Raw genomic sequence first — 22,030 nt, forward strand, 5'->3', positions numbered from 1 at the left:
GGAGATGTCTTCGTTATGCACAGTTTGCTTTTGCCCCGTACCCTGCTTGCCAGCGCCGCCGCGCTGCTGTTGAATGCTGCATCGGCCGCGCCCGCGCCGCAGCAAGCCCCGTTCTCGTTCGACCAGGCGCCCGGGCATTTGCCGAAGAACGTCATCCCCGTCAACTACGACGTCAGCATCGTGCCCGACGTGGACAAGCGCACGCTGCGCGGCAAGGAAACCGTCGAGCTGCTGTTCCGCGAAGCCAGCGCCACCATCCAGTTCAACGCCATCGACATGCGCTTCCAGCAGGTGCGCTTTGACGGCAAGCCGGTCAAGAGCACGGTGATCGACGCCAAGCGCCAGATCGTCTCCGTCACCCTGCCCAAGCCGGCCGCGCCCGGCAACCACACGCTGACGCTGGCCTACACCGCCAAGATCGAGACCGGCCCGCGCGGCCTGTTCGCCCAGCCGTTCGTCAAACCGGACGGCAGCAAGGACATCCTGCTGTCGACCCAGTTCGAAGCCACCGATGCGCGCCGCATGTTCCCGTGCTGGGACGAGCCGGCGTTCCGTTCGACCTTCCAGCTGACCACCACCACGCCGGCCAAGTGGGTGTCGATCTCCAACATGCCGGTGACCAAACGCACGGTGAGCGGCAACACCGCCACCACCAGCTTCGCGCGCTCGCCGAAGATGCCGTCCTACCTGATCGAGCTCACCAGCGGCGACATGGCCAGCATCAGCACCAAGGCCGGCAACACCGACATCAACGTGTGGGCGGTGCGCGGCCAGGAACAGAACGGCGCCGTGGCGCTGAGCAATGCGCGCCAGATCCTGCTCGATTACAACGAGTATTTCGACCACCCGTTCCCGCTGCCCAAGCTGGACGCCATCGCCGTGCCGGGCGGCTTCCAGGGCGCGATGGAAAACTGGGGCGCGATCACCTACAACGACCAGACTTTATTACTGACGCCGGCCTCCACCATCGACAACCGCCAGCTGGTGTTCAGCATCGAGGCGCACGAGATGGCGCACCAGTGGTTCGGCGACCTGGTGACCATGGGCTGGTGGGATGACATCTGGCTCAACGAAAGCTTTGCCTCCTGGCTCACCGCCAAGGAAACCGAGATGCGCAATCCGACCTGGCATGTGCGCGAGCAGGAAGACGGCGGCAAGGAAGCAGCGATGCGCGTCGACGCCCGCATCGATTCGAAGCCGGTGCACAACCCGGTCATCGACGAACTGGCGCCGGAGAACGGCGCCGACGGCCTGATCATCTACAACAAGGGCCAGGCGGTGTTGCGCATGCTGGAAGCGTACATCGGCCCGGACACCTTCCGCACCGGCATCCGCGCCTACATGAAGGACCGCGCCTATTCCAACGCCACCAGCGTCGACCTGTGGAACGCCTTGAGCAAGGCCAGCGGCAGCGATATCGGCGCGCTGGCGCACCTGTGGATCAACCAGCCAGGCTTCCCGATCGTTTCGGTGGCCGCCACCTGCGACGTCGCCGGCGCGCGCACCATCCAGCTGACGCAACAGCGCTTCCTGCTGCAAGGCAGCGACACCGCACACCAGCACTGGAACGTGCCGCTGCGCATGCGCATCGGCGCCGACGCCCAGCCGCAATCGCTGCTGTTTACCGAACCAGGCCAACGCGTGGCGGCCGGCCGCTGCGACCAGGCGCTGAGCATCAACGCCGGCGCCGACGGCTTCTTCCGCACCGCCTACGACGACGCCACGCTGCGCACCAACGCCCAGCAATTCCGCAGCATGCCGGCCGGCGACCGCATCGCGCTGCTGGACGACCAGTGGGCGCAGGTGGAGCAAGGCACGCAGCCGCTGGCTTCCTACCTGTCGCTGGTGGCCGCCATGGGCGACGATCCCAACGAGCGGGCCTGGAACCAGATCATTGAAGCGCTGTCGACGGTGGAACAGGCCGAGCGCGGCACGCCCGGCCATGCCGCCTACCTGGCCTACGCCAGCAAGCTGCTGAAACCGGTGGCGACGCGGCTGGGCTGGCAGCCTGCGGCCGACGAGACCGCCGGCGTGCAGCGCCTGCGCCGCAGCATCATCGGCCGGCTCGGCGCCTGGGGCGACCAGGAAATCGTGGCGCAGGCGCGGCAACGCTTTGCCGCCTTCCTGAAGGACCGCAAGAGCATCACGCCGGACGAGCAGAGCATGATCCTGACCATCGTCGCGCAGAACGCCGACGCCGCCACCTTCGAGCAACTGCACGCGGTGGCCAAGGGCGCCGCCAATGAAACCGAAGTGCGCCGCTACTATCCGATCCTGATGCGCGTGCGCGATCCGCAACTGGCGGCGCAGGCGGCGGCCATCGCGCTGTCGCCGGAGATTCCGGCGCAGGCCGAGGTGCTGCGGCTGGGACTGGTGTTCGGACTGAACGACGCCAATCCGCAATTGTCGTGGCAGACCTTCACCACCAATGTCGACCGGCTGACCGCAGCGAATCCGGGCAACCGTCCCAACGTGCTGGCCAAGAGCGCGCCGGGCGTCTACTGGAGCAGCGTGCCGCTGGATCAGATGTCGGAATGGATCAAGGCGCATCTGGACGCGGGCATGACCTCGACGCTGGAAGACAACCTGGCCTATGCGCGCTTCCGTCTCGATGAAAAAGCCCGCCTGGTGCAGGCCGCCAACCAGATCACTGGAGGTTGAGAAACCGACGAAGCCCTCTAATCGGAGGGCTCCTGTGTGTGCCATCATTGGCACACAACAACCATAGGAGACCTCCATGAAATTCATCGCCTTCATCGCCACAGCCGTACTGTCGATCTCGCCGGCCTTTGCCGACAGCAGCTCGCCAGTCGGCCTGTGGAAAAACATCGACGACGTCAGCGGCAAGCCGAAGGCGCTGATCCGCATCACCGAAAACAACGGTGTTCTGCAAGGCAAGATCGAACAACTGTTCCGCGAGCCGAACGAAGACCCGTCGCCGAAATGCGAAAAATGCGACGACGCGCGCAAGGACCAGCCCATCCTCGGCATGACCATCCTGTCCGGCCTGAAGAAAGACGGCGATGAATACGCCGGCGGCGAAATCCTCGACCCGAACAACGGCAAGGTCTACAAGAGCAAGATGCACCTGACCGACGGCGGCAAGAAACTCAGCGTGCGCGGCTACATCGGCGTACCGATGCTGGGCCGCTCGCAGACCTGGGTGCGCCAGGAGTAATTACGGCTTGACGCCCTTGCCGGTGGCAGTCCACCAGATGCCACCCATCAGATGCGCCAGGTATTGCGGATCCTTGTACATATTGCCGTCATGCCCCAGCGCGGTGACGAACACGCGGCTCTTGTCCACGTAGTGATACCAGCTCACCGGATGGTCCTTGCCCATGCCGTGCGACACCTGCCCCGGCCAGATCTTGGTCGGGTCGTAGCTGCTCTCGTCGACGTTCAGCACCGGATTGATACTGATCTTGTACGGATCGTCGAACACATACCATTCATCGCTCCAGATCCAGTGGTCCGGCAGGCCGAAGGCGGCCGGGAATTTTTTATCGACCACATCGGCCACGCCGGTTTGCAGCATCGGATGCGTGCCGACGTGGCGGCCGATCAGCTTTTCAAACCACGGCCAGGTGTTCGGCGGAATGATCAGCGAACGGTGCACCAGCATGGCGTTGCCGCCGGCTTTCATGTAGTCCTCGAACTTCTTGCGGCGCGCCTCGTTGAGCTCTTCCGGCGGCGTGTTCAGGAACATTACGGCGGCGTACTGGCTCAGGTCGCCATCGAAGACTTCCGGCTTGTTGGTATAGGTCATGTCGAACGCATGCAGCTTGCCGAGCTTTTCAAAACTGTCGCGCGCCACCGGGATGTATTCGTAGTGGTATTTGCTCGGCATGGCCAGCACCAGGATCTTGTACTGCGTGTCGGCCCAGGCACTGGACATCATCACGACACCGGCCAGGACGGCCAGCAGGATTTTCTTCATCGTCTCCTCCATTGAAGTTAGCGCTATCATTTTGTCACAGTCTAACCCAAGGTGATACGATTTGGCCAAATGAAAATAATTCTCAACACGATAGGCGTGCTGGCGGTGATACTGGGCGTGCTCGGCATCTTTCTGCCGCTGCTGCCGACCACGCCCTTCCTGCTATTGGCCTCCGCCTGCTTCGCGCGCGCCTCGCCGCGACTGCACAACTGGCTGCAAACCAACCGCGTCTTCGGCAAGTATCTGCGCGATTACGAAAACGGCCGCGGCATACCGCTGCGCGGCAAGATCTGGGTGCTGATCTTCATGTGGGGATCGATGAGCTATTCGATCTGGCGCACCGACCACCTGTGGGTGCGCCTCCTGGTCGTGCTGATCGGCGCCTGCGTGACGCTCTACCTGACCCGCTTCGTCCCCACCATGCGCATCGATAAGAAGTGACTACGTCGCCTGTTTGGTCGGCATGACGACGACCTGTTGCAGGTTCACGTGCTTAGGCTGCGCCGCCAGGAAGGCGACGACTTCGGCCACGTCCTGCGGCTGCAGCAACTCCATGCTCTGCGCCGCGCCGGCAAACCAGTCCTTGGCGCCCTGGAAAGTCCAGTGGCCTTGCAGTTCGGTCTCGGTGATGCCCGGCTCGATCAGCGACACGCGGATGTCCTTCGGCCCCAGTTCCGCGCGCAGGTGGCGGCTCAGGTGGCTGACGTAGGCCTTGGTGCCGCTGTAGACCGCGAAGTACGGATAGATGTTCTGGGCGGCGATGGACGAGGTGTTGATCAGGTCCACCGTGGCGCCCTGCTCCGCGCTCCTGACCAGCTGCGGCACGAAGGCCGAGATCACACGCATCACGCCGGTCACGTTGAGGTCGATCTGGTGTTCCCAGGCATCGGTTTCACACGCCTCGATGGCGCCCGGCAGCATCACGCCGGCATTGTTGAAGACCAGGTTGGCCGGACCGTAAGCGCTCTCCACTGCGGCCGCAGCGGCCTCGACCGAAGCCTGGTCGGTGACATCGACCGCCAGCGCCAGCGCTTCGCCGCCGGCGGCGCGGATCTCATTGACAGCGTAGTCCAGCACTTCCTTGCGGCGCGCCAGCAAGGCGACTTTGGCGCCGCGTGCGGCCAGCAGTTTGGCGGTGGAAAGGCCGATGCCGCTCGAAGCACCGGTAATGACAGCAACGCGATTGTTCATGGTAGTTCTCCTGTTGGGTTGAAAGACAGGTGAACTATAGGCGTGCCAGCACAACCAAAGTAGTGGCTATCAGCCGTTACAGCATCAACTTAAAGTTGATATAAAATTCCTGGCTGTTGAGCAAGCGCTCGACGATGAAGTCGACGAAGCGCCGCACGCGGCCCGGCATGTCCGCGCGCTGCGGGAAGTACAGGTAAAAGCCCATGCGCGCGCTGACGTAGTCGGTCAGCAGCGGTGTCAGCAGCCCGGCGCGGATGGCGGCGGCGGCGTTGATGCTGTCGATCTGGCCGATGCCGATACCGGCCAGCACGGCGTGCATCTCGGTGTCCGGATCGTTGCTGAGCAGGACAGGCTGCACGTGGTGGAACACGGTGTCGCCGTCAATCTCGAATTCCCAGGCCATCGGCCGGCCGCTGCCGGGCTGGCGGTAGGCGGTGCAGCGGTGCGACTGCAAATCCGGCAGGCTGCGCGGCGTGCCGTGGCGCTTCAGGTAATCCGGCGAGGCGCAGACGATCTGCTGCACCGGGAACAGGCGGCGGCTGACGATCTGCGCGTCGGGCGCATTGCCGCCACGGAAGCCGACGTCGATGCGGTCGTTGACCAGGTCGCTGAAGCCGTCTTCCTGGATCAGGTCGATCTGGATGCCGGGATAGCTCAGCTGGAACTCGGCCAGCAAGGGCATCAGGATGCGCCGCCCCATCGAGCCGGAGGCGGCCACGCGTATCGTGCCTTCGTCCTCGCGCGCGGCGCTGCGGGCGCGGGCCAGCGCGCCGACCACGCCGTCCATGCTGGGCTTGATCGATTCCAGCAGGCGCTGGCCTTCCTCGGTCAGCGAACTGTTGCGCGTGGTGCGGTGGAACAGGCGCACGCCGAGATGCTGCTCGAACTGGCGGATGGTCTTGCTGACGGCCTGCGGCGTGGTGCCCTGCGCTTCGGCGACCTTGTTGAAGCTGCCCAGTTCGGCAGCCCGGATAAAGGTCGAGATGGCGCGCAGTTCATCCATTGCTGCGCTTGTGCTTGGCCAAGTGGCGGTCCAGGCTGTTGGCGAAACTCTGCCGGTCGGACTGGCTGAAGGCAGCCGGGCCGCCGGTGTCGACGCCGCTGCCGCGCAGCTCGTCCATGAAAGCGCGCATGGTCAGCATCTGCGCGATGTTGTCGTTGGTGTAGAACTCGCCGCGCGGGTTGAGCGCGTAGCCGCCCTTCTTCAGCACGTCCGACGCCAGCGGGATGTCGCCGGTGACGACCAGGTCGCCCGCTTCCAGCAAGCGCACGATTTCCTGGTCCGCCACATCGGTGCCGGACGGCACCTGCACCGAGCGGATGAAGCGCGACGGCGGCACGCGCAGCAGCTGGTTGGCCACCAGCGTGACCTGCATCTGCATGCGGTCGGCCACGCGGTAGAGAATTTCCTTGATGACGGCGGGACAGGCGTCGGCGTCGACCCAGATCTGCATTACAGATCGCTCCACAATTCGCCGTTGGGGCTGATGCGCGGCGGCGTCACGCCAAAGTGCTTGTAGGCGGCCGGCGTGGCGACGCGGCCGCGCGGCGTGCGTTGCAGGAAGCCTTGCTGGATCAAATAGGGTTCCAGCACGTCTTCGATGGTGTCGGCCGCCTCGCCGATGGCCGCCGCCAGGTTGCCGATGCCGACCGGGCCGCCACCGAATTTGTACAGCACCGCTTCCAGCAGCTTGCGGTCCATGACGTCGAAGCCGACCGTGTCGACGTCGAGCATGACCAGCGCGGCGTCGGCCACGGCCTTGGTGATTTCGCCGTTGCTCTTCACTTCGGCATAGTCGCGCACGCGGCGCAGCAGGCGGTTGGCGATACGCGGCGTGCCGCGCGCGCGGCGGGCGATTTCGTGCGCGCCTTCGGGATCGATGGCGGCTTTCAGCAGCGCGGCGCTGCGGGTGACGATCTGGGTCAGCTCGCTGGTGTTGTAGAACTCCAGGCGGGCGACGATGCCGAAGCGGTCGCGCAGCGGATTGGTCAGCATGCCGGCGCGGGTGGTGGCGCCGACCAGCGTGAACGGTTGCAGGTCGAGCTTGACCGAGCGCGCCGCCGGGCCTTCGCCGATCATGATGTCGATCTGGTAGTCTTCCAGCGCCGGGTACAGGATCTCTTCGACCACCGGCGACAGGCGGTGGATTTCGTCGATGAACAGGACGTCGTTGGCTTCCAGGTTGGTCAGGATGGCGGCCAGGTCGCCGGGCCGTTCCAGCACAGGGCCGGAAGTCTGGCGCAGGTTGACGCCCATCTCGCGCGCGATGATGTTGGCCAGCGTGGTTTTACCCAGGCCTGGCGGGCCGAACAGCAGCGTGTGGTCGAGCGCTTCCTGGCGCTTGCGGGCGGCGGAGATGAAGATTTCCAGCTGATCGCGGATCTTGGACTGCCCGACATATTCATCGAGATGCTTGGGGCGCAACGCGCGCTCGATCGCCTCTTCGTTGGGCGAGGACGGGGCGGCATCGATGATGCGCTGTTCGGTAAAGTTGTCGGTCTGGATGCTCATCCCACCATTTTACCCTGCCTCGGCGATCGGCTTAGTCGAGTTTGGGCGGGGTTTGCAGGATGAGGAGGAACTGATATCAAGACCAGCGGCTCCACCTTGCATTCAGCGAGCAATTCCTCCCAGGCTCTCACGGAGCCCCTCAATCGTTCGAGCGCGGCTGAGAAATCGGGACTCTGACGCGGTGAGGGATTCAAATCCGAATCCGAATCGCTGTCGCCACCAATATTTGATATGTCCATGCTGCCTCCGTAGCGCCGCCAGTTTGCCATCCGAAAGTGCCAACTCTGCCGAATAATCATTGCCGGCCAAAACCGTCGCGCCGAGCACGTAGCCTTTCTGCGCAAGGATATGACCACGCAAGTTGGCGAGAGTTCCGCCATGACTCACAAAATCATCCACCAAAAAGTAATTCAAACCGACCGTAACACGCCCAGAGAAAACTACCTGGAGGCGTGTATGTAGACCGGCGGGAAGTGGTTCCAGGGATAGCGCGTTGCTTGCGGCATGGTGGCGGCTCCGCTTGGCTCGTTGATCGAGCTTAGGGGGAGCCGCTGGTGATGCGTTTGAGGCGGATCAGCCTTTGGAGAGGGCTTTGAGGGCTTGCTTGATGCCGTCGGAGACGCCGCTGCCGGCAGGGACGGTTTTCAGCGCCAGCAGGGCTTCCTTGTCGGAGTAGCCCAGCGCCAGCAGCGCGTTCAAAATATCCGATTGCGAATCCGGCACGGCGTGCGCGCCGCCGGCGCCGATGTCCGCGCCCAGCTTGCCTTTCAACTCCAGCAGCAGGCGCTCGGCGGTCTTCTTGCCGATGCCGGGCACTTTGACCAGGCGGCCCGATTCCTGCAGCGTCACCGCCTGCGCCAGGTCGGCGATCGACATGCCGGACAGGATGGACAGCGCGGTACGCGCACCGACACCGGTGATCTTGATCAGCTGGCGGAACACCGCGCGCTCTTCGGCATTGCCAAAGCCGAACAGCAAATGCGCATCCTCGCGGATCGCCTGGTGCGTGAACAGCACCACTTTCTCGCCCACACCTGGCAGGTTGTAGAAGGTGCTCATCGGCACGTCGACTTCATAGCCGACACCGCCCACATCCACCAACAATTGCGGCGGATTTTTTTCAAGCAAAATACCGGAGAGACGACCGATCATCGTGTTTAACCTTTAAATTGGGGAAGAATTAACCGACCAGCCGGCCGCGACGCATGCGCAAGCCCGCCAGCGGGCCGCTGGCCGCACCGGAACCGGCGCCTGCACCAGCGATCAAGGTCAGCGTTTCGCGGCTGTGGGCGTGGCAGATGGCGACGCCCAACGCATCGGCGGCATCGGTGCCCGGCAAACCCGGCAGCGACAGCAGGCGCGCCACCATGTCCTGCACCTGCGCTTTCACGGCGCGTCCGGTGCCGACCACGGCCTGCTTGACCTGCGTCGGCGAATACTCGGCCACGCTCAGTTCGGCCGACACCAGCGCGCAGATCGCCGCGCCGCGCGCCTGGCCCAGCAGCAAAGTCGATTGCGGATTGACGTTGACGAACACCTGTTCGATGGCCGCGCACTCGGGCTGGTAGACGCGCGCCACTTCGGCCACGCCGTCCAGGATCACCTTGAGCCGCGTCGGCAGGTCGCCCTCGCCGCTCTTGATGGTGCCCGAGGCGATGTAGCGCAACTTGCCGCCCTGCTTGTGGATGACGCCAAAGCCGGTAGTCCGCAAGCCTGGGTCGATGCCGAGAATAATCATTGATGGATTGTATGCAGTAAAGAAAAAGCCCGCAAGCTTGCGGGCTTTTTAAACGGAGTCAGCCGTGAATTAATGACGGAAGTGGCGCGTGCCCGTGTACACCATGACGACGCCGCGCTCGTCGGCCGCATCGATCACTTCCTGGTCGCGCATCGAGCCGCCCGGATGGATGACGCAGGTCGCGCCTGCATCGACCACCACGTCCAGGCCATCGCGGAACGGGAAGAAGGCATCCGACGCCACCACCGAACCAGCCAGCGACAGGCCGGCGTTCTGCGCCTTGATCGACGCGATGCGGGCCGAGTCGATACGGCTCATCTGGCCAGCGCCGACGCCCAGCGTCATGTTATTGCCGCAGAAGACAATCGCGTTCGATTTCACGTACTTCGCCACGCGCCAGGCAAACATCATGTCCTGCAGTTCCTGCTGCGTAGGCTGCTTCTTGCTGACGACTTTGACATCGGCCAGCATCACGTTTTTCGCGTCGGCCGACTGCACCAGCAGGCCGCCGCCGACGCGCTTGAAGTCCATCGCGTTGACGCCATTGCCCAGCGGGATTTCCAGCAGGCGCACGTTCTGCTTGGCCGACAGGATCTGCTTGGCTTCGGCGGTGAACGACGGCGCAATCAGCACCTCGACGAACAGCTTGGCCAGCTCGGTCGCCGCCACGCCATCGACTTCCACGTTGAAGGCGATGATGCCGCCAAACGCCGACGTCGGGTCGGTTTGCAGCGCGCGCTTGTACGCATCGGCCGCGTTCGCGCCCAGCGCCACGCCGCACGGATTGGCGTGCTTGACGATGACGCAGGCCGCCGACTGGTCGAAGCCGCCCATGCTCTTCACGCATTCCCACGCCGCATCGGCGTCAGCGATGTTGTTGAACGACAGTTCCTTGCCTTGCAGCTGCTTGTAGTTGGCCAGCGCGCCTTCGGTCTTGGTCACGTCGCGGTAGAACGCGGCGGACTGGTGCGGGTTCTCGCCGTAGCGCATGTCCTGCACTTTTTCAAACGCCACGTTCAGCGTTTTCGGATAGGCGCTGCGGCTGCCGTGGGCGCGGGTCGCATCCAGGCTGGTCAGGTAGTTGGCGATGGCGCCGTCGTACTGCGCGGTGTGCGCGTAGACCTTGGTGGCCAGCGTGAAACGGGTATCGTAGCTGACATAGCCAGGCGCATTGTCGGTGGTCTTCATTTCCGCCAGCACCACGCCGTAGTCGGATGGATCGCAGATCACCACCACGTCCTTGTGGTTCTTGGCAGCCGAACGCAGCATGGCCGGACCGCCGATGTCGATGTTCTCGATGGCGTCGTCCAGCGTGCAGGTGTCCTTGGCCACAGTGGCCTGGAACGGATACAGGTTGACCACCACCATGTCGATGGTGGGAATGTTGTGCTCTTCCAGCTTGGCCACGTGCTCAGGGAAATCGCGGCGGGCCAGGATGCCGCCGTGGACTTTCGGATGCAGCGTTTTCACGCGGCCGTCCAGCATCTCCGGGAAACCGGTGTAGTCGGCAACTTCGGTCACGGCGACGCCGTTATCGGCCAGCAGTTTGGCGGTGCCGCCGGTCGACAGGATGTTGACGCCCATGGCGGACAGCGCGCGCGCGAAGTCCAGCACACCGGTTTTGTCGGAGACGGAGATGAGAGCTTGTTTAATCATGGCGATGAAAGACGAGGTGGTTAAATATTCGGTCAGCAACAGCGGCTGTCCCCAGCCACTTCATGCCGGATAGAACGGGCGCTTTTACAGCAGGCCGTGTTCCTGTAATTTCTTGCGCAAGGTATTGCGGTTGATGCCCAGCATCTGCGCGGCGTGCGACTGATTGCCGTCGGCACGGGTCATAACCACTTCCAGTATCGGTTTTTCAACGGTCAGCACAACCATGTCGTAGATGTTCGATGCCTGTTGCTCGCCCAGGTCGGCGAAGTATTCTTCGAGACTCTTCTGGACTACTTCCTGGATACTTTCTTTGCTCATTTTCTTGTCGTTCGGCTAATTAATCTGTTGACGCTGGTAAATCGCTCCGGCTTGTGGCTGGAAACGTTTACCCTTCTGATGATGTGACTTTTTTTATACTCTCGGAGCCGTTCAGGCTGCCTGCAAATCTTCAGCGAGGCGGTATTGTAACCGTTCGCCGTAGGTCCACTGGGATTCGAAGAATTGGTCTACGGCAAGCAACTGTTCTTCGACGGATTCCAGCAGGTTCATTTTCTGCCGGAACGCCTCGCCGCCCTGGAGGTCGCGCACATACCAGCCGATGTGCTTGCGCGCCGTGCGCACACCGAGATAGTCGCCGTAGAAGGCGTAGTGGCCGCGCAGGTGTTCATCCATCAGCGCGCGCACCTCGTCGACATACGGCGCCGGCAGGTGCTTGCCGGTGCGCAGGTAATGGTCGATCTCGCGGAAAATCCACGGACGGCCCTGCGCGGCGCGGCCCACCATGACGGCGTCGGCGCCGGTGTAGTCCAGCACGAATCTGGCTTTTTCCGGCGACGTGATGTCGCCGTTGGCCACGACTGGAATTGAAACCGATTTCTTGACGGCGGCAATGGTGTCGTACTCGGCGTCACCCTTGTAGCCGTCGGCGCGGGTGCGGCCATGCAGGGTCAGCATGGCGATACCGGCGTCCTCGGCGATGCGCGCGATGTTCAGCGCGTTCTTGTTCTCGCGGTCCCAGCCGGTGCGGAACTTCAGCGTGACCGGCACATCGACCGCGCCCACCACCGCATCGACGATGCGCTTGACCAGCTCTTCGTCCTGCAGCAGGGCCGAGCCGCACCAGGCGTTGCACACCTTCTTGACCGGGCAGCCCATATTGATATCGATGATCTGCGCGCCGCGCTCGACGTTGAAGCGGGCGCAATCGGCCAGGTCCTGCGGGTCGGCGCCGGCGATCTGCACCGCCTTCGGCTCCATCTCGCCGGTGTGGTCGGTGCGGCGCGAACTCTTTTCCGTGGCCCACAGGCGCGGATTGGAGGCCGCCATTTCAGACACCGCATAGCCCGCGCCCAGCTCTTTGCACAGCTGGCGGAAAGGACGATCCGTCACCCCCGCCATGGGAGCGACAAAAACGTTGTTACGCAGTAAATGAGGGCCGATTTGCACTGACGATACCTGAATGTCGGGAGAAGGAACCTTCTATTTTAACCGAAGCCCTGCTCAAATAATAAGCACTATTTTTTATGAATTCGGCAAATGTGCAGTCTTGACTTTATAAGCGCCGCTTCAGATCACGTCGTCCATGGCGGCCGGCGCAAGGTGGCCCACCTCGCCCCAGCTAGTGAGCACCAACTTGCCGTCCTCGACGATGAAGCGGTTGACGCTGGCGTTCTTGACCTGGAAATCGCGCGGACTGTCGAGCTGGATGCCGCGCGCCTCGCGGTAGGCGCATTCCAGCACGCCGCCGTGGGCCACCACGGCCACCGTCCGGCCCGGATGACGCGCCGCCACCTTGCGCAGCGCGCCGATGACGCGCTCGTAGAACTGGCGGAAGCTTTCCGCCATGCGCTCGCCGTGCGGCATCACGGCGTCGATATCGCGCGCCTGCCACAGGGTGAAGTCGGCCGGGTATTCGTCCTGGATGTCCTGGTACAGCATGCCTTCGAACACGCCGTAGGCGCGCTCGCGCAGCTGGGCGTCGGTTTGCAGCGCGATGCCGGCGTGCTGCGCGGCCACCGCCTGCGCGGTCTGCACGGCGCGCTGCAGGTCGCTGGAGACCACGGCGTCGATCTTTTCGGCGGACAGCGCGCGCGCCAGCGCCGCGGCCTGGCGTTCGCCCTCTTCGTTCAAGGGAATATCGATGTGGCCCTGCAGGCGGCGCACGGCGTTCCAGGCCGTCTCGCCGTGGCGGATCAGCAGAATGGTGGTGTCAGTCATATGTGTGTATAAGTGCCGATCAGCTGTGCTTCGTCGACGATATGGCCATACATGGCGGTCAATACATCGGCACAGCTGAAGCGCGCCGGCAGTGCCAGCCGCGCCACGTCGAGCGCGTAGATGCGAAAAATATAATGGTGCGTTTCATTCCGCACCGGCAAGGGGCCATGATACCCGACCGTGCCGAAGTCGTTCAGGCCCTGGCGCAATGCCTCGCTGGCGCCTTCGGCAACCGACGCCTGCGACGGCGGAATATCCACCGCGCCCCAGTGAAACACATCGCCGTCCGGCGCATCGCCCAGCATGCACAGCACCACCAGCGAGGCGACGCCGGCCGGCACCTCGCTCCAGCGCAGTTGCGGACTGCGGTTGCCGCCCGCCACAAAGGCGCACGCCGCCGGCATGGCGGCGCGGTTGCGGAAGGTATCGCTGGTCAGCTTCATTTACCTGGCGTTGGTTTGCAGCCAGAAGGTGACCGGACCATCGTTGGTCAGCGACACTTTCATGTCGGCGCCGAACTGGCCCGTTTCCACCCTGGCGTGCTTGAGGCGCGCCTGTTCGACAAAATAACTGAACAGGCGCAGGCCGTCGGCCGGCGCGGCGGCCGGCGTGAACGACGGCCGGGTGCCGGACTTGGTGTCCGCCGCCAGCGTGAACTGCGGCACCAGCAGCAGGCCGCCCTGGGTGTCGGTGACGCTGCGGTTCATCTTGCCGGCATCGTCGGCGAACACGCGGTAACCGAGCAGCTTTGTCAGCAGCGTGTCCGCATCCTTTTCCGTATCGTTGCGCTCGGCGCAGACCAGCACCATCAGGCCGGCGTCGATGGCGCCGATGGTGGCGCCCTCCACCACCACGCTGGCGCTGCTCACGCGTTGCAGCAGGGCGATCATGCGCTCAGGGTCACGCGGGCAAACTTGCGTTTGCCGACTTGCAGCACGAAAGTGCCGGCCTCGATCTTCAGCGCCTTGTCGCTCAGCACGGTGCCGTCCAGGCGCACGCCGCCCTGGTCGATCATGCGCATCGCTTCCGAGGTCGACGGGCACAGGCCGGCCGCCTTCAGCAGTTGCGGGATGCCCAGCGGCGCGCCGCCCAGCGCCACTTCCGGCACGTCGTCCGGGATGCCGCCTTTCGAGCGGTTGACGAAGTCGGCCAGCGCATCTTCGGCCGCCTGCTGCGAATGGAAGCGCGCCACGATTTCCTGGGCGATCGCCACCTTGGCGTCGCGCGGGTTCTTGCCGCCTTCCACTTCCGCCTTCAAGGCCGCCACATCGGCGATCGAGCGGAACGACAGCAGATTGAAGTATTTCCACATCATGTCGTCGGAAATACTCATGATCTTGGCGAACATGGTGTTGCCCGGCTCGGTGATGCCGATGTAGTTGTTCTTCGATTTGGACATTTTTTCAACGCCGTCCAAACCTTCCAGCAGAGGCATGGTCAAAATACACTGAGGTTCCTGGCCGTAGTCCTTTTGCAGTTCGCGGCCCACCAGCAAATTGAATTTCTGGTCGGTGCCGCCCAGTTCCAGGTCGGACTTCAGCGCCACCGAGTCGTAGCCCTGCATCAGCGGGTACAGGAATTCGTGCACGGCGATCGGCGTGCCATTTTTAAAGCGTTTGGTGAAATCGTCGCGCTCCATCATGCGCGCCACGGTGTAGCGCGAGGCCAGCTGGATCATGCCGCGCGCGCCCAGCGGGTCGCACCATTCGGAGTTGTAGCGGATTTCGGTCTTGGCCGGGTCCAGCACCAGCGAGGCTTGCTTGAAGTAAGTCATCGCGTTTTGCTCGACCTGCTCCTTGGTCAGCGGCGGACGGGTGGCGTTGCGGCCGGACGGGTCGCCGATCATCGAGGTGAAGTCGCCGATCAGGAAGATCACCTGGTGGCCGAGGTCCTGCAGCTGGCGCATCTTGTTCAGCACCACGGTGTGGCCCAGGTGCAGGTCCGGCGCGGTGGGGTCCAGGCCCAGCTTGATGCGCAGCGGGACGCCGCTTTGTTCGGAGCGCGCCAGCTTTTGGGCGAACTCGCTTTCAATCAGCAACTCGTCGACACCGCGTTTGGTGATGGCGAGGGCCTCTTGCACGTTGTCGGACAATGGCAACGCTTTAGAGGGAGCCGGCGGTATCGAAGAAGGAGTAGTCATAATTTTTTTAGCGTATTTTTCAGAAAAAGGTAGTCAGCTTCAGGAGTTTGTTATAATCCTCGATCCATCAATCTTGCCGCACGAAAACTAACAAAACACATAATTAGAAGAAATAAAACGTTCCTGAATAGTTCAAGCGGCAAATTTTAACTGATTGCATGAACCAAATACATAAATTCACAAGCTCACGCTTGTTCAGTCTGCTAGGTTCTACGCGCAAGGCGCGCATCATCAGCGCGTCTGCATTGTCACTTGCAGTTGTTGCATTTGGTGCCGCCGGCGTGGCTCCGCTCGCGCCTGACGCGTCCGATCTGCCGGTGAAAACTGTACAGGAAGCCGTGGTTGCACCAGACCTGAGCACGCAAATCAACACGCTGGAACAACAATCTTCCAATGCCCACTTCGTCCACGAGGAAAAAATCCGCGCTGGCGATACGCTGGCAACGTTGTTGACCCGTCTGGGCGTGGATGACGACAAGGCCGAGAACTTTATCAAAAAAGATAAAGTGGCGAAAGGCGTCATGCAGCTGAAGACCGGCAAGCGCGTGCAGGCGCAGACCGACGACGAAGGCAACCTGCAGTGGCTGCGCGCCACCGTGGTCGACGGCAAGGACGATCCGGTCACCAACATCAAGATTACCCGCCAGGGCGAAGGCTTTGTCGCCACCGCCGAACCAGCCAAGCTGGAACGCCGTGTGGAAATGCATGCCCGTAACATCACCTCGACCTTGTACGCTGCGACCGACTCCAGCGAAGACGGCGCCAAGCTGCCGGACAACATCGTCAAGCAGATCATCGAAATGTTCTCGACCAACGTCGACTTCCGCGGCGACCTGAAGCGCGGCGACAGCTTCAACGTGGTCTATGAAACCTTCTGGCAGGATGGGGAATTTGTGCGCGCGGGCCGTGTGCTGGCAGGCGAACTGACCAACAAGGGCACGACTTATCAATCGGTATGGTTTGAAGATCCGCAGAGCAAGCAAGGCGGCGGCTACTACAGCTTCGACGGCAAATCGCTGAAGAAGGCCTTCCTGAAATCGCCGGTGGAATTCTCGCGTATTTCGTCCGGTTTCTCGATGCGCGTGCATCCGATTTCCGGCCAGTGGAAACAGCACAAAGGTATCGACTTCCCGGCGCCGACCGGCACCCCGATCCGCGCCGCGGGCGACGGCACCATCGATTTCGCCGGCACCCAGAATGGCTACGGCAATTTCGTCGTCATCAAGCACTGGAACAACTACACCACCGCCTATGCCCACATGAGCCGCTTCGGTACGGGCATCAAAAAAGGCGCCAAGGTCAGCCAGGGCGATGTGATCGGCTACGTCGGCACCACCGGCTGGTCGACCGGCGCGCACTTGCACTACGAGTTCCGCGTGGCTGGCGAGGCCAAGGACCCAAGCAAGATGAACGTGCAGGCACAAGCGCCGCTGACCGCCGCCGAAATGGGCCGCTTCAAGGTCTACGCCAACGATATGACCCACCGCTTCGCTTTGCTGCGGCCGGCAGGAGCCGGCGGCAATACCCGCATGGCGTCAGTCGCGTCGAAATAAACTCTCTACAAAACAGGCCGCTTAGTCGGCCTGTTTTTTATTATGATGCGCTCTTGAGGTCGCTTTCTCTGTGCGACACCCCACACATCACGAGGGCACGTATGACTTTGTATATCGGCTTAATGTCCGGCACCAGCCTGGACGGCGTAGACGGCGCGCTGGCGCAGTTTGACGGCGACGCCACCACCACTCTCGGCGCGGCCTACATCAGCTTCCCGCCCGCCCTGCGCGCCGAACTGATGGCCTTGCAGGCCGCCGGCCACAACGAGATCGAACGCGAGGCGCTGGCGGCCAACCTGCTGGCGCAGCACTATGCGCAATGCGTGGCGGAGCTGCTGCGCACCACGGGCCGCATGCCGCAGGAGATCCGCGCTGTGGCCGTGCATGGCCAGACCATCCGCCACCGTCCCGAACTGGGCTTTACGCGCCAGACCAACAATCCCGCCCTGCTGGCCGAGCTGTGCTGCATCGACGTGATTGCGGATTTCCGCAGCCGCGACGTCGCCGCCGGCGGCCAGGGCGCACCGCTGGTGCCGGCCTTCCATCAGGCCCTGTTCAACCAGGCAGGACAGACGCGCGTGGTGGCGAATATCGGCGGCATCGCCAACATCAGCGTGTTGAGCGGCGATGGCCGCGTGGTCGGCTTCGACACCGGTCCCGGCAACGTGCTGATGGACGGCTGGATCCATCTCCACCGCCAGCAGGAATACGACGCCGACGGCGCCTGGGCCGCGACCGGCAAGGTCATCCCCGAGCTGCTGGCGGCACTGCTGAAGGAGCCGTATCTGGCCCAGCCCGCGCCGAAGAGCACCGGCCGCGACCTGTTCCACCTTGAGTGGCTGGACGCGCGCCTGGCCGCGCACACGTCGGCCGCGCCGGAAGACGTGCAGCGCACGCTGACGCAATACACCGCGGTCACGCTGGCGGACGCCATCAAGGCCTACGGCAGCGCTGCGGACGCGGTCTACATCTGCGGCGGCGGCGCCTACAACAGCGTGCTGATGGAAGCCCTGGGCAAGGAACTGGGCAATCAGGTGATGGTGGCGTCCACGCAGGCGCTGGGCGTTGCGCCCAACTGCGTGGAGCCGCTGGCCTTCGCCTGGCTCGGCTACCGCTTCACCGAACGCCTGGCGGGCAACCTGCCTGCCGTGACCGGCGCACAGGGCGAGCGCGTGCTGGGTGCGCTCTACCCGCGCTGAAGGCCGCGCAGGATAAGGTCGACGCCGGCCAGGAAGTCCATGCGGTCGTCATGCTCGCGTAGTTGCGCAGCGATGCTGCGGGTGAACGGATAGGCGTCCGCATCAAGCTGCGCCCAGGCGCCGGCAAGCTGCCCCAGGATGGCGCTGCGGTCGCCGCCCAACTGCTTGCCGGTCTGCGCATTGGCGGCGTTCTGCACGCTGACGCCGAGGATGTAGCCGAGCAGCGCGGAGACGGCGGCGAATTGTTCGGCCTGCGGAATGCCGAGGGCGCGGATCTGCTGGCCCAGGCGTTCGAGTATCCGCACCAATGGCGCCTGCCACGGCGCCCGCGTCAACGCCGGACCTATCCATGGATGGGCGTCGATCGCATCGAACAGCTCCAGCGCCACGGCGCGGATGATGTCCTGCGGCGACGCATCCACCGGCGGCGCGCCCAGTCTGCGAGCCACGATGGCGTCGCAGGCGGCTGCCAGCAGATCGTTCTTGTTGGCGATGTGCCAGTAAAGCGCGCCGGCGCCGGTGGCCAGCCGCTCGGCCAAGGCACGGAACGTCAGTCCGCCCTCCCCGCTGCTGTCCAGCAGCGCAATCGCTTCTTCAATGATGCGCTCGCGCGTCAGCGCATCCTCGCGGCGCAGTGTGTTTTTTACCATGGCCGCTATCTTGACATAACTGATAGGCTGCCGCAAAATTCTTATGGAACGTTGTTCCATTATTTTTTCAACCATGGAAATCATATGAATATTGCGATCATTGGCGCCGGACTCGGCGGGCTGACGCTGGCGCGCGTGCTGCACGTGCACGGCATTGCGGCCACCGTCTACGAGGCGGAAGCCTCTCCAGGCGCTCGCGCGCAGGGCGGCATGCTCGATATTCACGATCACAACGGGCAACTGGCGCTGAAGGCGGCCAATCTGTACGAGGAATTCGTGGCGCTGATCCATCCTGGCGGCCAGACCACGCGCGTGCTCGACCAGGACGGCAAGGTGCTGTTCGACGATCCCGACGACGGCAGCGGCGGCCGGCCCGAAGTGCAGCGCGGCGAGTTGCGGCGCATCCTGCTGGCGTCGCTGCCAGAGGGCGCGGTGCAATGGGGCCGCAAACTGGCGCAAGCCGTCCCGCTGGGCGACGGCCGCCACGAACTGACATTCACCGATGGCGCGACGGTGACCTGCGGCCTGCTGGTCGGTGCGGATGGAGCCTGGTCGAAAGTGCGCCCTCTCCTGTCCAACGCCAAGCCGGCGTATGCCGGCATTTCGCTGGTCGAGACCTGGCTGCATGACAGCGACCAGCACCATCCGGCCAGCGCGGCGGCCGTGGGCGGCGGCGCGTTGTTTGCTGTGGCGCCCGGCAAAGGCATCCTGGCGCACCGCGAACCGGCGGGCGTGCTGCATGCGTATGTGGCGCTGACCAAGCCGCAGGAATGGTTTGCCGAAGGCGATATCGCCGGGGAGTTCGAAGGCTGGGCGCCGGCGCTGACCGCACTGATCACCGCCAGCGACACGGCGCCGGTGGTGCGCATGATCCACGCGCTGCCGCCGGACCATCGCTGGCGGCGCATGCCGGGCGTTACGCTACTGGGCGACGCCGCGCATTTGATGGCGCCGTCCGGCGAAGGCGCCAACCTGGCCATGTTCGACGGCGCCGAGCTGGCCAGGGCCATCGTCGCCCATGCTGGCGACACCGAGGCGGCACTCGCCGCATACGAAGCGGAACTGTTCCCGCGCAGCGCGCAGGCGGCGGCCGAGGCGGAGGAGCTGCACGGCATCCTCTACGGCGAGCAGTCGCCGCACAGCCTGGTCGCGATGTTCACCAAATAAAAACGGCGGCACAAGGCCGCCGTCATGGGCAAAGCTGGAACAGCTTAGACCGAGAACGAGGAACCGCAGCCGCAAGTCGACGTTGCGCTTGGGTTCTTGATCACGAATTGGGCGCCTTCCAGGTCGTCCTTGTAGTCGATTTCCGCGCCGACCAGGTACTGGTAGCTCATCGAATCGATCAACAGCTGAACGCCGTTCTTGACCATGGTGGTGTCGTCTTCGTTGACGATTTCATCGAAGGTGAAGCCATACTGGAAGCCGGAGCAGCCGCCACCCTGCACGAATACGCGCAGTTTCAGGTCCGGATTGCCTTCTTCTTCGATCAGTTGGGCGACCTTATCAGCAGCGCTATCAGTGAAAATGATAGGGGCTGGCATTTCGGCAACAGCATTCATTTCTAACTCCTACGAGAAAACAATTAGGGTCCATTATAGACCCTCAACATAAGTTCTGCTGCGGACCCCGCAAAACAGCGGGTTTTATGGCAACAGGGCAATCTGCATCAAGCCGGTGGTCTCTTCCAGGCCAAACATCAGGTTCATGCACTGGACCGCCTGGCCGGATGCGCCCTTGACCAGGTTGTCCTGCACCACCAGCACGATGACGGTGTTGCCGTTGTCCGGACGGTGCAGCGCCAGGCGCAGCATGTTCGAGCCACGGGTCGAGCGGGTTTCAGGGTGCGAACCGAACGGCATCACATCGACGAAGGCGCTGTCCTTATATTGGTCCTCGAACAGCTTCTGCAAGTCTTCGTTGCTGATGTCCTTGGTCAGGCGCGCGTACAGCGTCGAGTGCATGCCGCGGATCATCGGCACCAGGTGCGGCGTGAAGATCAGGCTGACCTTGTCAGAAGTGAAACGTTGCAGCTGGGCCGAGGTTTCCGGCGTGTGGCGGTGGCCAGCCACGCCGTAGGCCTTGAAGTTGTCCGACGCTTCCGAGAACAGGGTGCCGATTTCCGCCTTGCGGCCGGCGCCCGACACGCCCGACTTGCAGTCGGCGATCAGCGAACCGGCATCGACCAGACCGTTCTTCAGCAACGGGTAGTAGCCCAGCTGCATGGTGGTCGGGTAGCAGCCCGGATTGGCGACCAGGTTGGCCTTCTTGATCTCTTCACGGTTCAGTTCGGCCAGGCCGTAGGCTGCGTGTGCCAGCAGGTCCGGGCAGGTGTGCTCGATCTTGTACCATTTTTCGAAGACGGCTTTTTCCTGGATGCGGAAGTCGGCCGCCAGGTCGATCACCTTGACGCCGGCTTTCAGCAGCGCGGGCGCCTGGGCCATGGCGACGCCGTGCGGGGTGGCGAAGAACACCACGTCGCACTTGGTCAGGTCGGCGTTTTCCGGCGACGAGAATTTCAGGTTCACGCGGCCGCGCAGTGATGGGAACATATCAGCGACTGGCAAGCCGTCCTCTTTGCGCGAGGTGATTGCCGTCAGTTCCACATCCGGGTGGACTGCCAACAAACGCAGCAGTTCTACCCCGGTGTATCCGGTGCCGCCGACGATGCCAACTTTGATCATTGTTCTTCCTTAATTGAGAGTGAGGTGCCATTTTATCAGGCAACGGCTACGTCTGTATGACAGTAGCCCAGATGGAAAAAAAGCCGCCCGACACAAGGCCGGCGGCTTTTTCGGTGATGCGCCGCAAGCAGCGCACCAGAGCGTAAAAATTAACGCTTCGAGAATTGTTTTGCGCGACGTGCTTTGCGCAGACCAACTTTTTTACGTTCAACTTCACGTGCATCGCGGGTTACGAAGCCAGCGCGTGCCAGGTCACCTTTCAGGCCCGAATCGTAGTCGATCAGAGCGCGGGTGATGCCGTGACGAACTGCACCTGCCTGGCCGGACTCGCCGCCGCCGTGCACGTTGACTTTGATGTCAAAGCGCTCAACGTTGCCGGTCAGTTCCAGTGGTTGACGAATAACCATCAGGCCGGTTTCGCGCGAGAAGTATTCCGACGCTGGCTTGCCGTTAACGATGATTTGGCCAGTGCCCGATTTGATGAACACACGAGCCACTGCACTCTTGCGACGGCCGGTGCCGTAGTTGTAGTTACCGATCATGTCAGTTC

General features: G+C 63.1%; 24 protein-coding genes. 6 read left to right on the forward strand and 18 right to left on the reverse strand.

Annotated features, from left to right (window positions below; all coding sequences use genetic code 11):
* The first annotated feature begins 15 nt into the window (after window positions 1-15).
* Both GJ698_RS05820 and GJ698_RS05825 read left to right on the forward strand, forming a co-directional pair.
* The gene (locus GJ698_RS05820; protein ID WP_154356660.1) at window positions 16-2,661 is read left to right on the forward strand and encodes a M1 family metallopeptidase; all 2,646 of its coding nucleotides are present in this window, start codon (window positions 16-18) and stop codon (window positions 2,659-2,661) included.
* Window positions 2,662-2,737: 76 nt separating this feature from the next.
* Window positions 2,738-3,178: a DUF2147 domain-containing protein gene (locus GJ698_RS05825; RefSeq protein WP_154356661.1), complete on the forward strand. Its 441-nt coding sequence runs from the start codon at window positions 2,738-2,740 to the stop codon at window positions 3,176-3,178.
* Here the strand turns inward: GJ698_RS05825 and GJ698_RS05830 are convergent, their stop codons facing one another.
* Complete coding sequence (locus GJ698_RS05830; protein WP_154356662.1) at window positions 3,179-3,940, reverse strand: ThuA domain-containing protein; 762 nt, start codon at window positions 3,938-3,940, stop codon at window positions 3,179-3,181.
* 69 nt (window positions 3,941-4,009) lie between these two features.
* On the opposite strand from GJ698_RS05830, the gene GJ698_RS05835 reads away from it, so the two are divergent.
* Window positions 4,010-4,381: a YbaN family protein gene (locus GJ698_RS05835; RefSeq protein ID WP_154356663.1), complete on the forward strand. Its 372-nt coding sequence runs from the start codon at window positions 4,010-4,012 to the stop codon at window positions 4,379-4,381.
* Here the strand turns inward: GJ698_RS05835 and GJ698_RS05840 are convergent, their stop codons facing one another.
* The 13 genes from GJ698_RS05840 to tyrS form a co-directional block, all read right to left on the reverse strand.
* Complete coding sequence (locus GJ698_RS05840) at window positions 4,382-5,131, reverse strand: SDR family oxidoreductase (protein WP_154356664.1); 750 nt, start codon at window positions 5,129-5,131, stop codon at window positions 4,382-4,384. It lies immediately after the preceding gene.
* 76 nt (window positions 5,132-5,207) lie between these two features.
* The gene (locus GJ698_RS05845) at window positions 5,208-6,134 is read right to left on the reverse strand and encodes a LysR family transcriptional regulator (protein ID WP_154356665.1); all 927 of its coding nucleotides are present in this window, start codon (window positions 6,132-6,134) and stop codon (window positions 5,208-5,210) included.
* Window positions 6,127-6,585, reverse strand: a complete 459-nt coding sequence (locus tag GJ698_RS05850; RefSeq protein ID WP_154356666.1) for a YaiI/YqxD family protein — start codon at window positions 6,583-6,585, stop codon at window positions 6,127-6,129. The genes GJ698_RS05845 and GJ698_RS05850 overlap by 8 nt, the downstream gene beginning before the upstream one ends.
* Complete coding sequence (gene ruvB / locus GJ698_RS05855) at window positions 6,585-7,643, reverse strand: Holliday junction branch migration DNA helicase RuvB (protein ID WP_154356667.1); 1,059 nt, start codon at window positions 7,641-7,643, stop codon at window positions 6,585-6,587. The genes GJ698_RS05850 and ruvB overlap by 1 nt, the downstream gene beginning before the upstream one ends.
* Before the next feature lie 573 nt (window positions 7,644-8,216).
* The gene (gene ruvA, locus GJ698_RS05860; RefSeq protein WP_154356668.1) at window positions 8,217-8,795 is read right to left on the reverse strand and encodes a Holliday junction branch migration protein RuvA; all 579 of its coding nucleotides are present in this window, start codon (window positions 8,793-8,795) and stop codon (window positions 8,217-8,219) included.
* 28 nt (window positions 8,796-8,823) lie between these two features.
* A complete protein-coding gene (gene ruvC / locus GJ698_RS05865; protein WP_154356669.1) occupies window positions 8,824-9,381 on the reverse strand; it encodes a crossover junction endodeoxyribonuclease RuvC in 558 nt (185 codons plus the stop codon).
* A gap of 69 nt (window positions 9,382-9,450) precedes the next feature.
* Window positions 9,451-11,037, reverse strand: a complete 1,587-nt coding sequence (purH, locus tag GJ698_RS05870) for a bifunctional phosphoribosylaminoimidazolecarboxamide formyltransferase/IMP cyclohydrolase (protein ID WP_154356670.1) — start codon at window positions 11,035-11,037, stop codon at window positions 9,451-9,453.
* Window positions 11,038-11,121: 84 nt separating this feature from the next.
* The gene (locus tag GJ698_RS05875; RefSeq protein ID WP_072788986.1) at window positions 11,122-11,355 is read right to left on the reverse strand and encodes a helix-turn-helix domain-containing protein; all 234 of its coding nucleotides are present in this window, start codon (window positions 11,353-11,355) and stop codon (window positions 11,122-11,124) included.
* A 111-nt stretch (window positions 11,356-11,466) separates the two neighbouring features.
* Complete coding sequence (gene dusB, locus GJ698_RS05880) at window positions 11,467-12,483, reverse strand: tRNA dihydrouridine synthase DusB (protein ID WP_371865149.1); 1,017 nt, start codon at window positions 12,481-12,483, stop codon at window positions 11,467-11,469.
* Between the two features lie 120 nt (window positions 12,484-12,603).
* Window positions 12,604-13,254 (reverse strand): histidine phosphatase family protein, encoded by a 651-nt coding sequence (locus GJ698_RS05885; RefSeq protein ID WP_154356671.1) that lies wholly within the window; start codon window positions 13,252-13,254, stop codon window positions 12,604-12,606.
* On the reverse strand, window positions 13,251-13,697 hold the full coding sequence (locus tag GJ698_RS05890) for a YbhB/YbcL family Raf kinase inhibitor-like protein (RefSeq protein ID WP_154356672.1): 447 nt from the start codon (window positions 13,695-13,697) through the stop codon (window positions 13,251-13,253). Before GJ698_RS05890 ends, GJ698_RS05885 begins: the two co-directional genes overlap by 4 nt.
* The gene (dtd, locus tag GJ698_RS05895; protein WP_154356673.1) at window positions 13,698-14,144 is read right to left on the reverse strand and encodes a D-aminoacyl-tRNA deacylase; all 447 of its coding nucleotides are present in this window, start codon (window positions 14,142-14,144) and stop codon (window positions 13,698-13,700) included.
* Entirely contained in the window at window positions 14,141-15,394 is a 1,254-nt protein-coding gene (gene tyrS, locus GJ698_RS05900) for a tyrosine--tRNA ligase (protein WP_154356674.1), read from the reverse strand. The genes dtd and tyrS overlap by 4 nt, the downstream gene beginning before the upstream one ends.
* 158 nt (window positions 15,395-15,552) lie before the next feature.
* On the opposite strand from tyrS, the gene GJ698_RS05905 reads away from it, so the two are divergent.
* Window positions 15,553-16,947, forward strand: a complete 1,395-nt coding sequence (locus tag GJ698_RS05905) for a M23 family metallopeptidase (RefSeq protein ID WP_154356675.1) — start codon at window positions 15,553-15,555, stop codon at window positions 16,945-16,947.
* A gap of 101 nt (window positions 16,948-17,048) precedes the next feature.
* Window positions 17,049-18,146, forward strand: a complete 1,098-nt coding sequence (locus tag GJ698_RS05910; RefSeq protein WP_154356676.1) for an anhydro-N-acetylmuramic acid kinase — start codon at window positions 17,049-17,051, stop codon at window positions 18,144-18,146.
* On the opposite strand, the gene GJ698_RS05915 is transcribed toward GJ698_RS05910, so the two are convergent.
* A complete protein-coding gene (locus GJ698_RS05915; RefSeq protein WP_154356677.1) occupies window positions 18,134-18,796 on the reverse strand; it encodes a TetR/AcrR family transcriptional regulator in 663 nt (220 codons plus the stop codon). The genes GJ698_RS05910 and GJ698_RS05915 overlap by 13 nt on opposite strands.
* Window positions 18,797-18,880: 84 nt before the next feature.
* Here GJ698_RS05915 and GJ698_RS05920 point away from each other — a divergent pair, with 84 nt between their 5' ends.
* Entirely contained in the window at window positions 18,881-19,963 is a 1,083-nt protein-coding gene (locus GJ698_RS05920; protein WP_154356678.1) for an FAD-dependent oxidoreductase, read from the forward strand.
* Window positions 19,964-20,007: 44 nt separating this feature from the next.
* On the opposite strand, the gene erpA is transcribed toward GJ698_RS05920, so the two are convergent.
* From erpA to rpsI, 3 genes are all read right to left on the reverse strand, one after another.
* A complete protein-coding gene (gene erpA / locus GJ698_RS05925; protein ID WP_154356679.1) occupies window positions 20,008-20,358 on the reverse strand; it encodes an iron-sulfur cluster insertion protein ErpA in 351 nt (116 codons plus the stop codon).
* Between the two features lie 84 nt (window positions 20,359-20,442).
* Complete coding sequence (argC, locus tag GJ698_RS05930) at window positions 20,443-21,480, reverse strand: N-acetyl-gamma-glutamyl-phosphate reductase (RefSeq protein ID WP_154356680.1); 1,038 nt, start codon at window positions 21,478-21,480, stop codon at window positions 20,443-20,445.
* A gap of 149 nt (window positions 21,481-21,629) precedes the next feature.
* Complete coding sequence (gene rpsI, locus GJ698_RS05935) at window positions 21,630-22,022, reverse strand: 30S ribosomal protein S9 (protein ID WP_154356681.1); 393 nt, start codon at window positions 22,020-22,022, stop codon at window positions 21,630-21,632.
* Window positions 22,023-22,030 lie beyond the last annotated feature (8 nt).

This window comes from Duganella aquatilis (assembly GCF_009674565.1).
Taxonomy (GTDB): Bacteria; Pseudomonadota; Gammaproteobacteria; order Burkholderiales; family Burkholderiaceae_D; genus Rugamonas; species Rugamonas aquatilis.

Coding starts and splice junctions, on each gene's coding strand:
- GJ698_RS05820 (WP_154356660.1), top strand. CDS start 16: ATGCACAGTTTGCTTTTGCCCCGTACCCTGCTTGCCAGCGCCGCCGCG.
- GJ698_RS05825 (WP_154356661.1), top strand. CDS start 2,738: ATGAAATTCATCGCCTTCATCGCCACAGCCGTACTGTCGATCTCGCCG.
- GJ698_RS05830 (WP_154356662.1), bottom strand. CDS start 3,940: ATGAAGAAAATCCTGCTGGCCGTCCTGGCCGGTGTCGTGATGATGTCC.
- GJ698_RS05835 (WP_154356663.1), top strand. CDS start 4,010: ATGAAAATAATTCTCAACACGATAGGCGTGCTGGCGGTGATACTGGGC.
- GJ698_RS05840 (WP_154356664.1), bottom strand. CDS start 5,131: ATGAACAATCGCGTTGCTGTCATTACCGGTGCTTCGAGCGGCATCGGC.
- GJ698_RS05845 (WP_154356665.1), bottom strand. CDS start 6,134: ATGGATGAACTGCGCGCCATCTCGACCTTTATCCGGGCTGCCGAACTG.
- GJ698_RS05850 (WP_154356666.1), bottom strand. CDS start 6,585: ATGCAGATCTGGGTCGACGCCGACGCCTGTCCCGCCGTCATCAAGGAA.
- ruvB (WP_154356667.1), bottom strand. CDS start 7,643: ATGAGCATCCAGACCGACAACTTTACCGAACAGCGCATCATCGATGCC.
- ruvA (WP_154356668.1), bottom strand. CDS start 8,795: ATGATCGGTCGTCTCTCCGGTATTTTGCTTGAAAAAAATCCGCCGCAA.
- ruvC (WP_154356669.1), bottom strand. CDS start 9,381: ATGATTATTCTCGGCATCGACCCAGGCTTGCGGACTACCGGCTTTGGC.
- purH (WP_154356670.1), bottom strand. CDS start 11,037: ATGATTAAACAAGCTCTCATCTCCGTCTCCGACAAAACCGGTGTGCTG.
- GJ698_RS05875 (WP_072788986.1), bottom strand. CDS start 11,355: ATGAGCAAAGAAAGTATCCAGGAAGTAGTCCAGAAGAGTCTCGAAGAA.
- GJ698_RS05885 (WP_154356671.1), bottom strand. CDS start 13,254: ATGACTGACACCACCATTCTGCTGATCCGCCACGGCGAGACGGCCTGG.
- GJ698_RS05890 (WP_154356672.1), bottom strand. CDS start 13,697: ATGAAGCTGACCAGCGATACCTTCCGCAACCGCGCCGCCATGCCGGCG.
- dtd (WP_154356673.1), bottom strand. CDS start 14,144: ATGATCGCCCTGCTGCAACGCGTGAGCAGCGCCAGCGTGGTGGTGGAG.
- tyrS (WP_154356674.1), bottom strand. CDS start 15,394: ATGACTACTCCTTCTTCGATACCGCCGGCTCCCTCTAAAGCGTTGCCA.
- GJ698_RS05905 (WP_154356675.1), top strand. CDS start 15,553: ATGAACCAAATACATAAATTCACAAGCTCACGCTTGTTCAGTCTGCTA.
- GJ698_RS05910 (WP_154356676.1), top strand. CDS start 17,049: ATGACTTTGTATATCGGCTTAATGTCCGGCACCAGCCTGGACGGCGTA.
- GJ698_RS05915 (WP_154356677.1), bottom strand. CDS start 18,796: ATGGTAAAAAACACACTGCGCCGCGAGGATGCGCTGACGCGCGAGCGC.
- GJ698_RS05920 (WP_154356678.1), top strand. CDS start 18,881: ATGAATATTGCGATCATTGGCGCCGGACTCGGCGGGCTGACGCTGGCG.
- erpA (WP_154356679.1), bottom strand. CDS start 20,358: ATGAATGCTGTTGCCGAAATGCCAGCCCCTATCATTTTCACTGATAGC.
- argC (WP_154356680.1), bottom strand. CDS start 21,480: ATGATCAAAGTTGGCATCGTCGGCGGCACCGGATACACCGGGGTAGAA.
- rpsI (WP_154356681.1), bottom strand. CDS start 22,022: ATGATCGGTAACTACAACTACGGCACCGGCCGTCGCAAGAGTGCAGTG.